Origin of the sequence: Nocardia sp. NPDC058519 (assembly GCF_042719755.1) — a bacterium.
GTDB lineage: Bacteria > Actinomycetota > Actinomycetes > Mycobacteriales > Mycobacteriaceae > Nocardia.
The window spans coordinates 34914-47059 of sequence record NZ_JBHXNK010000033.1; the positions used below are offsets into that span (position 1 = coordinate 34914).

The 12146-nt window shown below is 63.9% G+C and carries 11 protein-coding genes and 1 pseudogene; 6 read left to right on the top strand and 6 right to left on the bottom strand.

Features of this window, described 5'->3' with window-relative positions; translation table 11 throughout:
• Positions 1–38 precede the first annotated feature (38 nt).
• The gene (locus tag ACFWPK_RS28605; protein ID WP_378920955.1) at positions 39–236 is read left to right on the top strand and encodes a hypothetical protein; all 198 of its coding nucleotides are present in this window, start codon (positions 39–41) and stop codon (positions 234–236) included.
• A 15-nt stretch (positions 237–251) separates the two neighbouring features.
• Here the strand turns inward: ACFWPK_RS28605 and ACFWPK_RS28610 are convergent, their stop codons facing one another.
• From ACFWPK_RS28610 to ACFWPK_RS28620, 3 genes are all read right to left on the bottom strand, one after another.
• Entirely contained in the window at positions 252–542 is a 291-nt protein-coding gene (locus ACFWPK_RS28610) for a helix-turn-helix transcriptional regulator (RefSeq protein ID WP_378920957.1), read from the bottom strand.
• A 154-nt stretch (positions 543–696) separates the two neighbouring features.
• Positions 697–3165: a VWA domain-containing protein gene (locus tag ACFWPK_RS28615; RefSeq protein WP_378920958.1), complete on the bottom strand. Its 2469-nt coding sequence runs from the start codon at positions 3163–3165 to the stop codon at positions 697–699.
• A gap of 2 nt (positions 3166–3167) precedes the next feature.
• A complete protein-coding gene (locus ACFWPK_RS28620; protein ID WP_378920960.1) occupies positions 3168–4172 on the bottom strand; it encodes a PASTA domain-containing protein in 1005 nt (334 codons plus the stop codon).
• Positions 4173–4333: 161 nt separating this feature from the next.
• On the opposite strand from ACFWPK_RS28620, the gene ACFWPK_RS28625 reads away from it, so the two are divergent.
• Positions 4334–8140, top strand: coding sequence for a PQQ-binding-like beta-propeller repeat protein (locus tag ACFWPK_RS28625; RefSeq protein WP_378920962.1), 3807 nt, complete (start codon positions 4334–4336; stop codon positions 8138–8140).
• Between the two features lie 106 nt (positions 8141–8246).
• Here ACFWPK_RS28625 and ACFWPK_RS28630 read toward each other — a convergent pair whose 3' ends face one another.
• On the bottom strand, positions 8247–8561 hold the full coding sequence (locus ACFWPK_RS28630; RefSeq protein WP_378920964.1) for a hypothetical protein: 315 nt from the start codon (positions 8559–8561) through the stop codon (positions 8247–8249).
• 633 nt (positions 8562–9194) lie between these two features.
• Here ACFWPK_RS28630 and ACFWPK_RS28635 point away from each other — a divergent pair.
• The 3 genes and pseudogenes from ACFWPK_RS28635 to ACFWPK_RS28645 all read left to right on the top strand — a co-directional run bounded on the left by ACFWPK_RS28635 (position 9195) and on the right by ACFWPK_RS28645 (position 10263).
• On the top strand, positions 9195–9539 hold the full coding sequence (locus tag ACFWPK_RS28635) for a hypothetical protein (protein WP_378920965.1): 345 nt from the start codon (positions 9195–9197) through the stop codon (positions 9537–9539).
• A gap of 20 nt (positions 9540–9559) precedes the next feature.
• Positions 9560–9868, top strand: a pseudogene (locus ACFWPK_RS28640) (dihydrolipoyl dehydrogenase); the annotation flags it as partial.
• 110 nt (positions 9869–9978) lie between these two features.
• Complete coding sequence (locus tag ACFWPK_RS28645; protein WP_378920995.1) at positions 9979–10263, top strand: DUF4190 domain-containing protein; 285 nt, start codon at positions 9979–9981, stop codon at positions 10261–10263.
• Here ACFWPK_RS28645 and ACFWPK_RS28650 read toward each other — a convergent pair.
• A complete protein-coding gene (locus tag ACFWPK_RS28650) occupies positions 10209–10472 on the bottom strand; it encodes a hypothetical protein (protein WP_378920967.1) in 264 nt (87 codons plus the stop codon). The genes ACFWPK_RS28645 and ACFWPK_RS28650 overlap by 55 nt on opposite strands.
• A 396-nt stretch (positions 10473–10868) precedes the next feature.
• On the opposite strand from ACFWPK_RS28650, the gene ACFWPK_RS28655 reads away from it, so the two are divergent.
• Positions 10869–10985 (top strand): site-specific integrase, encoded by a 117-nt coding sequence (locus tag ACFWPK_RS28655; protein WP_378920969.1) that lies wholly within the window; start codon positions 10869–10871, stop codon positions 10983–10985.
• Positions 10986–11032: 47 nt separating this feature from the next.
• Here the strand turns inward: ACFWPK_RS28655 and ACFWPK_RS28660 are convergent, their stop codons facing one another.
• Positions 11033–11356 carry a hypothetical protein gene (locus ACFWPK_RS28660; RefSeq protein WP_378920971.1) on the bottom strand — a complete coding sequence of 108 codons (324 nt, stop codon included), beginning with the start codon at positions 11354–11356 and terminating at the stop codon, positions 11033–11035.
• Positions 11357–12146 lie beyond the last annotated feature (790 nt).

Consider the following 12146-nt stretch of genomic DNA (forward strand, 5'->3'; position numbering starts at 1 on the left):
TATTCAATTACCACCGAAATGCGCGCGAAAATTGCATCATGTTGAAGAAAATTGCCACAGCTTTGGGTGTCGCCATCGACGCGTTTACCATCGTTCTCTATCACGCGTTTCTCATTACTATCGGCGCATTCGGAGTATTTCTGATGCCCACGGCCGCGGGAATAATTCTCCTCGTTGTCGCGATCGGACTCGCCGTTCTCTATTGGACGACGGGATGGATGTTCTTTATCGGCTAGAACAACCTCGGCAAGTCAGATCTCGTCAAGTTGGAGATGTCCGTCCTGCAGGGCCCTCGCCAACAATGCCGCTTTTGTAGGCGCGGGCCTGCCGACCTTGCCGTACTTCTCGCGAATGCGCGTCAAATGGGTGTTCACCGTGCCCGGCGCCAGATACAGCGACTGGCACACCTCACTTTTCGAGTCGCTGAGGATCCACGCCAACATCACCTCGAGCTCGCGCGGGCTCAGCCCTGGCACCGCCCACCGCCGCGCGGCATGCTCGAACTCACCCGAAACTGGTGCTGTCCCACCAACTACCGACATCGCCTCGTCCTCCGATCCGCACAACACCCTCGTGCGCAAGATTAAAGGTTGAGCGACTCCCCTGTGAAGGTTGCAGTTGCGGGGCCCCAAAAATGGTGCCTCCTTTCGTTTGGCATAGAAAATAGCGACCGCACGGTATTTCTACGAATTCCCGTCAAGATTTGTCGTCGATCGCCCTCGAACGCCGATCCCGCCGCGCGAGCAAGCCGGCGCGCATCGTGAGCCCGAGCGCGGCGACCAAGAGCGCCGCCGATCCCGCCGCGATCAGCCACCACCACGAGGGCAACGGCTCGGCCACCGACAGCTGCACCGCGTAATGGGTGACCACGCCCGCTTCCGACACGATCGCCACCTGCAGGGTGTGCCGACCGGCGGGCAGCGACGTCGGCAGGTCGACGCGAATCTGCTGAGTGCCCGCGTCCAGGACACCGCCGCCGAGTGCTACCGGGACACTGTGCATTTCGGTCCTATACGTGCTGCGCTCGGAAACGTCCACCTGCGCTGTCAAGCATGCATCTGCGTCGGTGCCGACGTTCTGGTCTGTCGGCAGGACCACCGGATCGCAGGTCTGTGCGTCGGCCACACGCGGAGACTGCCGCGCGGTCTGTCCACTTGCCGCGACGGGCGCCGTCGGCCCCGACGACCAGGACGCGATAGCACCCGCGATCCGGGCGTAGCCGTGCTTGTTCGGGTGGACGAGTTCCTGCGCGAGCTCGTCAGCGAAGAACTTCTTGCCGGCTCCTTCGGCCAGCCCGACCCCGACTATGCCGGAACGCTGTGCGTCGCACAACGTGTTCGATGGCTGCATGGATTGCTCCACCGCGTCGACGAAGTAGATCTTGCGATCGCCGGTCTCGGTTGCAGCGTCGACGGACTCGGCCAGGGTCTTGTTGAGCGCGGCGACGACCTTGTTGGCGAAAGTCACCTCCCGCGGCGCGAACTCTCCGCAGCCGATCCCGACTACCTCGGGAAAGACTTTCGGATAGGCCAGCACGAACAACGGCGCCTCGTAGCCGCGCTCGGATACGTACCGGCCGACATTGACCGCGTCATACAGCGACGTGTAGGTGCCCGGCAATTGGCCGCGAATGGCCGACAATCGCTCGGTGATCGCTCGGTCCGCGAGATCCTCGCCGATGGGTTCGCCTCGCGCGTCGGCGTCTTCGTGGCCGCATTCGTTGTCGACGATCTTCCAGACGGGCGCGCCCACCACTATCGACAGCAAGGACGGTTCCGGGATGCGATTGGGGAGCAGGCAGCGGGTGACGATATCGCCGAACCCCATGTCGTTGCCGCCGATGCTGAGAAAGGCCGCGTTCAAGGCCACGTCTGCGCGGCTCATCTCCTCGACTTGCGACGTCGTTTCCATTCGTCCGGGGAAGGGTGCGAACAGGTGGTGTTGCACCGCGCCCGAACACGCGAAGTTCCGGGTGCGGTCAGCGCCGAACAGTTGCGCCACGTGGGTGAAATCGGAACGGTGGCAGCGAGGATGGAAGGAGTCGGTGCCCGGCAGGTAGTTCCCGGCGCCCTCACCGGCGGCATAGGAGTCGCCGAATACGCCGATGTTCCCGTTGCCGTTGAGAATCGACCCGAGTTGACCTGCCACGACATCTTTGAACGCGTCCGACTTCACGACGGTCACCTCACCGGTGGCGCGCCCGTTGGCGCCAGACGTCGACGCGGCCACAATCCGATACTGGGCAGGCCCGGGGGTCGCGACGGTCGCGACCGGTAGATGCCAGGTGTATTTCGCGCTGCCTCCGGGCGGCAGGTTTCCCATTCGCAGCACCGGCGGCGCGACCTTGGGAAACATCTGCCCGCCCTGAGTGAACGCCAGCGAAATCCTCACGTCGCGAACGGATTCGGTGAGCGAGGCGTTACGCACCACCACCTCGATGTTCGCGACGCCACCCCCGATCACCTTCTTGGGTGCCTGCACCGTGAGGTGCAGGTCGTGCTTGGCAATGGTGGCGAGCGTGTCGATCAACTCTTGGCCGTTGGCCACGCTGAAGTACCGACCGTTGGTGGTTTTGGCGATGCACTCGATTTCTTCGCGGCCCTTGCCCGAGAGCTCGAATCCGACGCCTTGCACGGTGAGGTTGAATCCTTCGGCTTTGATCTGCTCTGCGACCTTGCAGGGGTCGCCACCGCAGGTGGATTCACCATCGGACACCAACACGATCGTCGCCGAACGAAATCCCTTGCCCTTCAGCGCATCTGCGGCGGCGCGCAACGCCGGTCCGGTCGGTGTCGAACCGTCGGCGCGCAAGGCGAGTACGTCGGCGGTGAGGCGGGTTCGTAGCCCGGCGTCGAGCTGACGCATGTCCAGCCCCGGGAGATATCCACCGCCATTGCACGAGCTGCTGGGGTAGGTCCACACACCGACAGTCGCCTTCGAGGACAGCTCTTGCACGATCCCCAGGACCGACCTCTTCGCGCTGTCCAGCTTGTGCACTCCGGCGGAATCGCTGTCCGCCATCGAGCCGGATGTATCGAGCAGCACGAGGACAGGTGCATCGGCGGTCGCCTCCGGAGGCGCGGCGGAAACCGCGGGCAACGGCGCGCCAAACAGCGCGCAGGTGGTCACGATCAGCAGTGCGGCCGCGGCCGCGAAGGCGCGCACCCTTACTTCTTCTCGGTGAGTGCGACGATCGCGTCGCGACTGCCCCGGACCGTGCCGGTCACGGTGACCCGGTCGGGCTCGCCAGCGACGACAGTGGCGACAATCATGAACTGCAGCGCTCCCGGCATGGGCACGGCCAGTTTCGCAGTCGCGCCGAACGCGACGTCGGTCTCCGCGATGCGGCGTCCGTCGGCGAACAATTCGAGGTGGACCGAGCCACCCGGCTTCGCGTCGGTCGGTAGGCCGAAGGCGAGGTCGATGTCTTCGACCGCGCCGGCGAATTCCCACATCGGACCGCTCGGATCAGTGCTCGACGGTTTCGACACCGAACACGACATCGCATTGTCGTGCTTGGTGCCGGCTTGTGTGTAGGAGCCGGTGCTGCATCCGTTCTTCGACGCTTCGACCCCGGACAAATACGCTGTGGAAGGTGCGTCGGCGATGGTGACGGTGACCTTCTCCGGCAACTCCGAGCCCGCCGGCGGTTGAATATCGAGAACCGTGCCCGGTGCGATCGCGGGCACGTAGCGACGTACGACCGCCACTTGTGTTCCCAATTCCAATAATTGGGCCCGCAGGTCCGATTCCGATGTCCCGGTCGCCACCGGCACCGCCGCCGGAGTTGACACAGTCAACGTGACCACCGGCGGTGCGGCCACGCCGAACGCGGGCTCCTGCTCGACGACGACGCCCACCGTCCCGGCATAGGGGCGCGTGCGAATCTCGACACGGCTTCCTGCACCGACGGAGTCGGCCAGCACCTGCACCGCGACGGACTCGGTAAGTCCACGCACATCGGGCACCACCGAATTGCTGCCCGCGACCGTCCCGCCCGGCCGCGCGGCCGACTCTGCACCGGAATCGGTCTGCGTGTTCGCGATCCGATTGTTGTTGACCCAGAATCCAGTTGCGACACCGGCGCCGAAGAGTCCGATCGAGGCGGTGAGGACCGCACCGAGGGCGGCGCGCCGAATCCGTTGTGGCCGAGGAATTCCTGCATTCTGCATCAGCGGTCTGTACCTCATCACTCGTGTCCGTGATGCCGAACCTAGCGCCGTCCTCCCGACACCGCAGTCAGCCGAACGAACGACATCGCGCCCTACTGTCTCGGTAGGTGTCGGTCGGATAGCTGATACCGGATCGCCGCTCTGGAGCGCATTCTGCGCCAATGGCATTCAACAACGGACCGAGCCGCCCAGACCGGCCCAGCCAAGCTCGCGAGATCACGCGCCAACTGCTCGATCCGGCGATACCGGTGATCCCGGTACGGCCTCTGACGCTCAACGACATCATCGTTGGGTCGGCGCGGGCCGTGGCGCGGCATTGGAAGGTTTCGATCGGGTTCACGTGTGCCGCAGTCGTCACCGCGGTAGCGGTCTTCGCGTTGTCGAGCTATGTGCTGGTCCAGGTCGCTATGTCGGTACTGGGCGAATCTGACGACCCGCTCACGTCGCTGATGGTGGGCGTGGCCGGAACGCTGGTTGTGGTCCTCGGGTTGCTTTTCGCCATCGGTATCCCGTGTGATGCCGCGATCAACGGGGTCGTCACTCTCGCGGCAGACCGAGCCATCCGCGGCGCGCCGGTGGAGTTTACCGACGTGTTCGCTCGCACGCGGCAATGCTTTTGGCCGCTGTGCCGGCTGATGATGGTGTTCTACCTCCTGTTGGTTCTGCCCGGTTGGTTGCTGCCGTCGCTGTCGCTGGTGGTGGGCGGACTGCCCGCGCTGATCGTCACGATGCCGGTTCTGCTAGTAGCCGAATTCGCGCTCGGCATCTTGTTCAGCTTGGCACCGATCGTTCTCGTTCTCGAGAACAAGGGCGTCGTCGCGTCGCTGAAACGCTCTGCGGCCATGGCGAAGCCGTCATTCTGGCGGCTGCTCGGACTGCACCTCGCGTGGCTGGTGATGGTGGTCGTTGTCTTGATGATGACCTATTGCCCGTTCGGCCTCGTCCTCGCGGTGTTCGGGCAGAGTACCGTCGCGTTTCCGCTGTATCTGATCGCCTACGTGTCGGTGGCCCTGCCCCTGTTCCGTACGGCGCAGACGCTGATCTACACCGATCTGCTGATCCGCGAGGGCACCTATGGGCAGGACTTGCTGCGTGATCTGACCGCCAACGCCGCCGCGGCGACCAGCACCCGCCCCGTTCGTCCGGTGGGCCGCGCCACTACCGTCGGTGCAGCGATTTTCGATGTGAGGCCCTTTCATGTGGCACGTGTCGCGGGTGCGGTGGCCTTGGTGCTGGCGATTTCCGATCTGCCAGGGATCGCGTGGTTCATCATCGCGGCGGGGTGCGCGTTCGGGGAGTGGCACACCCGGACCAAGTCGGTTCCGTGGCCGCCACAGGTCCACGACGTCCTCGTCTCGCTGCAGCTGGCGGACCCGAACAGTGATTCGTCGCCGCATTCTGCTGATATACCGTTGCCCTCGCCGTCCTCCCCGGCCGTCTCCCTGACAAAGCGACCGGTTGTCGCACCGCCTCCGGTGCCCTCCCTGCCCGTCCAGCCCGCCGACGCGCGTTCGACGAACAACCCTGTTCAGGTTCAGCGATCTGACGAGACCGTCATCGACCTGACCAAACCGTCGCAAAGGCAACAAGCCACCCCGTATCCGGCAGTGCCGCAGTCCGATCGGCCCACCGTCAGCCTCGTCAAGAACACGTCGACCAGCGCGACGACTCCCCCACGCGAACCCCTGGTGCCCATCGGTACGCAACCAGCCGATCCATTCGCGCCCTCAGCCGCAACCGGCACCGCACCTGCCCGCCGCCGGAACCCGCTGGCGCCGGCCGCCCTGGGCGTTGTCGCACTACTCGTCGCCGCAGGCGGTATCACCTGGTGGTTCACGCACCGCTCGCCCACCTCCGAGCCCATCGCGGTCCAGTCCGAGGGACAACTTCGCCATACATTCCCGGAGGCTCCCAGCGCCACTTGGACTCTCGCTGCTTCGCGCGTGTTCGCCCGCGCACAGTTCGCGGCACCGATACCGACTCCGACCGGCATGCCCAAGCCCGGGTTCCTCGACCTCGGCGACACCGTCATCACCACCGCCTACCTCCCGAACTCTGATTACCAACCCGACCTCGTCGCCATCGACGCCGCCACCGGCGAAATCCGGTGGACCACCACCGTCGGTTTCAGCGCCTCGTGCGCGAACCGGACGATCGACGGCCTGCTGCCCTGCTTCGGCCGAACCGGTATGGGGCCGGACTATTTCGAAGGCGTCGCGTTCTACCGCATGTCGGACGGTTCGCTCGATCATCGTCTCGCCGCGACCAAGATCTCCCGAATCGCGGTAGTCGGCGACGACATCATCACCGCGGGCTACGACCGAATCTCGCGCGGCAGTATCGATGACCTGACGGCCGACTGGAACGTCGATCGCAAGCCGACACAGGCCTGTCCGGGCTCCGGGGATCAGCAATACTTCGGCGCGACAGATGAATTCGTCTACTTCGGCAACGACACCGGCAGCACCGTCTTGCGCGCGAGCGACGGCAAACAGGTGATCGCCGCCAACGCGATCTCGATCGCCACCTATCGCGGACAGGGACTCGTCGCAGTGACCTGCCCTGGCGGCTCGAAGACCCAGCGCAGCACCGTTGTCCTCGACAGCGACGGAAACATGCTCCGCACCCATGACGGGCAGGGCGGATACGCCGCCCCGCTCATCGTGGCGGACTCGCCCGGCAGCTATCTGATCGATGGAACCGCCTACAACTTCGCCGACGGCAACCAGCGTTGGTCGGCTGGGCGCGGTGTTACCGACATCATCGACGACACGGTCGTCCTTGTCGGCGAAGACACGTTGTCGGCCATCGACTTCCGAACCGGTGCGACCCGCTGGACCCAGCCCTTCAACGTGGTCGAGTCCTACACCGTCCCGTTCCTGTGGCTCACCGATCGTGAGCACATCCTCTTCGCCAAAGATGATGCGCTACAAGCGATCGACCTTCGCACCGGCACGACTGCCTGGTCGCTTCCCCACTTCGAAGGCAACCCGCAACGCGCCGGGAACGGCTTCGCGATCGCCGACCGCAACCTCCTCACCTTCTACGGGCCCACCGGCGGACCCGCTACGGGCGCGACCGCTCCCACCCCGGACGCCGCACCGACACAACTCGTCACCCGATGCGGAAAACCGCCTCAACTCATTCCCGTGCAATACCGCACCGACACCGACGGCCTGGTCGTCCGCATGGAACTGCGGGCCGCATGTGCGGGCGGCGACATCATCTCCACCGACGGACTGCGGGTCTCGATCACACAGGCCGGCCAGTCAGTGGCGACCGGCACCTTCGACTTCTCACGCAACCCGCTCTACCTCCCACCCTCCGGAAACAGCGCAACCACCGTGCCGCACGAGTTCAAGTTCCCGTTCGGAGCATTCTGGCGCCTGCCCAATTCCCTTGCCTCGGGCGGCGATCCGGGGGTGCAACGGATCGACAGCGTGCACAACCAGACGGTCGAATGCGTAGACATCGGAACGAGCACCGGACCTCGAGAGGGACAGTCCCGCACCGGAACTGCGGCGACTTCGGTGGCCACGGGTTCCGTACCGGCTGCTGATCAGGAGCGTTTCGCGCTCGACGCGTTGCGCGCCCAAGCCGATGCCGACCGACCGTCGATCCAACACAGCCTGGCCGACCGATGGCTCCCCCAGCTCTCGTCCAAGCAAATCGGCCTGGTCGCACCGGACACTGACGGACGGATCGTGACATGGTCGGCAACCGAGATCCTCAACCAACACCTCCGGCTGCGAGTCAAATACCCCGAGGTTCGGCTGCTCTGGAGCGACGAGTGGCGTACGTTCGACCTACGCGGCTGGTGGGTAACCATCGCGGGCGCCACCTTCACCGAGCCCGGTCTCGCCAACAACTGGTGCGATGCGCGCAACATCACGATCGATGAGTGCTTCGCGAAATTGGTCAGCAGCAACCGGGAACCGAAGGGGACAACCCAGTATCGAACGCGATAGCCCCTCAGTCGCACGGGACCAACCTTCACTCAGTACCGACCGGATCAGCGTCGGGTCGGTACTGAGAAAGGATCCAAGATTTGGGCCGGATCAGAGCGAAACGGCTTTACCGACAGTACGTCTCAGGGTTTCCGAAGTCATGGTCCAGCCGTTGGAGGTTGATCGACGGGACGAAACCCCACAAGAAATCTTCGACCGCACGGCACCACTGCTCGGACCGTGTTGCCTGATCGCCGGCGAGACCGCAGAAGTATCGAATGGTTATTCCCGCAGCGTCGGGAATCTGGTCTACGCCGGGGATGACGACGTAGGCGCCAGTGATGCCTTCGACGACGGCACTGCAACTCTCCGACAGTGTCTTCGGCGATTTCGATGGCTCGGTCTGCTGTTTGGTCGACGGCGGCAGAGGATCGGCTTGCACCTGCGAACCACCGTCGAGCGTTGCGATGACCTGAACCCATCGCTCCGAACTTTCCCGCGCCTGAGTACTGCCTACGACCCGACCCCACCGTTATTGGTTTGGCAACCAGTACCGGCGCCGATGTCGTAGGACCCGTTCGCAAGCGGGCCGATCCGACCGGACGCGAACCCGACGATCATCGGAGTCTCGGTCCGATAGTTTTCCACCGAGTTCGGCGCTGTAGCACCAGTGACGTCTATCGGGATCGCGAGGAGCGTGCAGGTCCCATTGCCTGCCCCCGGCATCAGGATTGTGAAGTCGATGAATCCGCCGGGGGAGGTCGAAATCCGCGCCAACGTGGTCCCCAGACCCTGATATGGGCTGATACTGTCAGCCGCCGCGGAAGGTGACACAACGACCGTTCCGACCCGATTGCGAGCAGTCCCACTCCGAGCGCAGCGGCGCGGCGCAATCCGGAAATTTTCGTCATAGTTCTTCTTTCAGATCGCGAAACAAGAACTGACGCTATGCAACTACTTAGGAGTCCTCAATCATCCGAACGACCGACACTCGAAACTCTAAGCCTTGCGTCATACCCACCCAACCAGTGAGATCACACTGAGGTCAACACCCTTAATATCAAACCCTACCGGCATGGTTTCACCGTTCGAATTGACGATATATTGCCTTGGCGCCGCGATCCGAGTGTTGAAACGCCACCTTATTGTCGTCGATTCTGGCGACGGGATTCGAAACAATCGCGGCGTTGCTGCTCGGCAGCAGCGTAATCAGCCACGCAGCGCGTGTGGTGAGTCAGACCAGGACCCGAATATCGGCGGCGTCGGGCACCGAGCATCGGGCCGAGGGCCCAAGCGAGAGGCCACTTTCGACGACCCGGCATCACCCATTTCCGCCGGCGTCACGGTGCATAGCATCACTGATCACGGCACGAAGGTCACCGTCGAAGTAGCCCGTTCGGTCGACGGTCGACGCTGGTGAGTCGTGGTCGACTGGAGGCCGAAGAACAAGCCCGCCTCAAGCACCGCGACCACCGCACCATCGCGAGATTCCCCTTCAGCGCCAATGGCAAAGCGCCGGGCACCGGTGAACAGCCGGATTCTTCAAGCTCATCGCCGACCGCGGCAAACTTCTCGGCGCACACCTCATCGGACCCGACGTTGCCGAACTCCTCCCCGAGTTGACACTCGCCCAACAATGGGACCTCACGGTCATCGACATCCTCCGAAACATCCACGCCCCACCCGACCTACGGCGAGGCCGTCCAAGACGCAATACACGGCCTCGCCGGCCACATGATCAATCTGTGAATTCGGGGCAACCGACGCACAAGCTGTGAGATCGTTGGCGCACAACCGCATACGCGGCCAAGAACCGATGGGGCAGCATGGACATCATATTTCTTGCGGTACTGGTCGTCATGCTCGTTGTAGCGCTGTCTTGGTGGCTAGTGCGGCGATCGCTGCGTGCGGATCGAACGATCAACGCCGGTCCGGCCAACCCTCGCACGAATCCCTTATCCATCACCGCGTTGGTGCTGGGACTCGTGGCAGGGCCGTTGGCCATCCCGTTTGGTCATCTGGCCCGCGCGCAGATCAGGCGTACGGGTGAGCAGGGCAGAGGCATTGCGCTTGCAGGGCTTGTGCTGGGCTACCTCAGTCTGACCACCATCACGGCTGCGGTGATCCTGATCGCATCCGCCTGATAGCTTTGCGAGTCGACCGCCCGAATGCGGTTTGCGAATGTGGCTGGATGGCTGGTGGTCAAGCCGTCATCGTTCAGCGCGAACGTGCACTTGCCGACCTTCTTGAGCTGTCCGAAAGCCAGCGGCAGGTCGCGGGCCAGGGAGTAGGTGCGCTGGAGCGGGACCGTAATCCGAGCAGCACCCAACCGGACCGCTTCGAGTTCGGCCATATGTTCTCATGCGGGTCGGGATGCTCGCGCTGAAAAAGTCGGTTGCGTCTAATAGCGTGGTGTGCTCGACGCGGCGCGGTCGGTGGCCACGTCGCAGGCTGTGTTGTCCACAGCGATCATGGGTCGCAATTTCGATCTCGAAAGTTCGTGCAGACCTTGAACAAACACTCGATCGTCGGATCGATGGGCCGCGTCGGCGCGTGCCTCTTATCCGGCTAATGTTCATCGATAGCCCTGATCAAGAGGGCATGGGGATGTCCGGAGGTTCACCGGTAGCGAGCAGGCCCACGTGGAGGAATCTATGGGTCCTGAGCAGGGACGATAGCGTTCGGCTGTGGCTAATGGGTGAGCGGTGGAGTCTGGCGGGTCCGGGTGCCGACGGACTGCGACTGATCGATGATTATCTGGGGTTATCTGGCTGATCGAAACTACTCACCGAAGACGGTGCGGGCCTACGGTTTCGACCTTGTGATGTTCGTCCGGTGGGCGAAGGGCTCGGCATCGAGGATGTGACCACGCCGGTACTGCTGCGATTTCTGACTGCGTGCCGGACGGCGCGGCTACCAGGACGGCCGGGCCCGAACGTGGTGGATCTGACGGGTCACCGGTTGGACGGATACGCGGGCAGCGACGGTGAACCGGCGGCTGGTGGCGGTATCGGGACTGTTCGCGTTGGGCACTATCCCGACCACCTCATCTCGCTGGGCAGAACCGACGGCACGCTTATCCGCTACGCCGAGGTCGCCGAGGTCGCCGAGGTCGCCGAGATGTTCGACACCGCATTGTCGGCGGCGACTGTTCGAAGTCTCCACTTCGGTCGTGGAGGCCTTCCTCACCAATGTCGGCCACGCCAAAGGGCCCTCGACCATGAGGATGGAACGCATCGTGCTCTCCGGAATGCTCGGGTTCGCCGTCCGCCGGACACCGATGCAGACCAACCCGGTCCGCGAGACGAAGCCGGCCCGAACCATCGCGCCCAAAGGCCACACCGCCGGCGCGGGTAGCCTGACCATCGACCAACTCCGCTTCATCCTCGGCGCCATGCGGACCTCGCAGCTCCCGTGCCCACGCAACTCTCGAAAGCCGAACGTCAGCGTGGCACACCGGTCAAGGCCTACACCCCACCCACCGTCGCCGAATACTGCGAAGGCGCTGACCTCGCCGACATCGTCACCATCTGCATCTACGCCGCCACCGGACTACGTCGATCCCAGATGTTGGGAAGGCTCTGGGCCGATATCGATCTGGCGGCGCAAAAAAGCTGTGCCTCACGGGCAAGGTTTCCGAGTGGTTCTCTCGCCCGCGCGGCACACCAACAGCGGATGCCGTCCATGGCGGGCGTGCTGCTGACCCGGTATGCCGAGAGCCCCGTTCGACAACAAGGACGTGCGCGCGGACCTCAAGCAAGTCCCGGGCAAGATTAGCCGAATAGGGAATCCGACCGACTCACATCACCATCGCAGATTCACCGACAATCGATGTCGCCGAACACCCGATCCAGCTCGCCTCAATCGGGCCGGCCGGTCGAGGCGAGTCCTTCCCCGTGAACCTTGCGCCGCCGCCACGTCGCCGGCGCAAGGTCGACCCTAGACGATTCAGTGGCAGGACGACCGCAACCGCGCAAACGCCAACCTGGCCCCCAGCAGCTTCGCACCCCTCGTCGCGCCCCGCATC

Bases quoted from the DNA above. Each gene is read 5' to 3' on its own strand.
- ACFWPK_RS28650 (WP_378920967.1), bottom strand. From the start codon at position 10,472: ATGGCCGAACTCGAAGCGGTCCGGTTGGGTGCTGCTCGGATTACGGTC.
- ACFWPK_RS28610 (WP_378920957.1), bottom strand. From the start codon at position 542: ATGTCGGTAGTTGGTGGGACAGCACCAGTTTCGGGTGAGTTCGAGCAT.
- ACFWPK_RS28660 (WP_378920971.1), bottom strand. From the start codon at position 11,356: ATGCGTTCCATCCTCATGGTCGAGGGCCCTTTGGCGTGGCCGACATTG.
- ACFWPK_RS28655 (WP_378920969.1), top strand. From the start codon at position 10,869: ATGATTATCTGGGGTTATCTGGCTGATCGAAACTACTCACCGAAGACG.
- ACFWPK_RS28645 (WP_378920995.1), top strand. From the start codon at position 9,979: ATGCTCGTTGTAGCGCTGTCTTGGTGGCTAGTGCGGCGATCGCTGCGT.
- ACFWPK_RS28635 (WP_378920965.1), top strand. From the start codon at position 9,195: ATGGTTTCACCGTTCGAATTGACGATATATTGCCTTGGCGCCGCGATC.
- ACFWPK_RS28620 (WP_378920960.1), bottom strand. From the start codon at position 4,172: ATGCAGAATGCAGGAATTCCTCGGCCACAACGGATTCGGCGCGCCGCC.
- ACFWPK_RS28625 (WP_378920962.1), top strand. From the start codon at position 4,334: ATGGCATTCAACAACGGACCGAGCCGCCCAGACCGGCCCAGCCAAGCT.
- ACFWPK_RS28605 (WP_378920955.1), top strand. From the start codon at position 39: ATGTTGAAGAAAATTGCCACAGCTTTGGGTGTCGCCATCGACGCGTTT.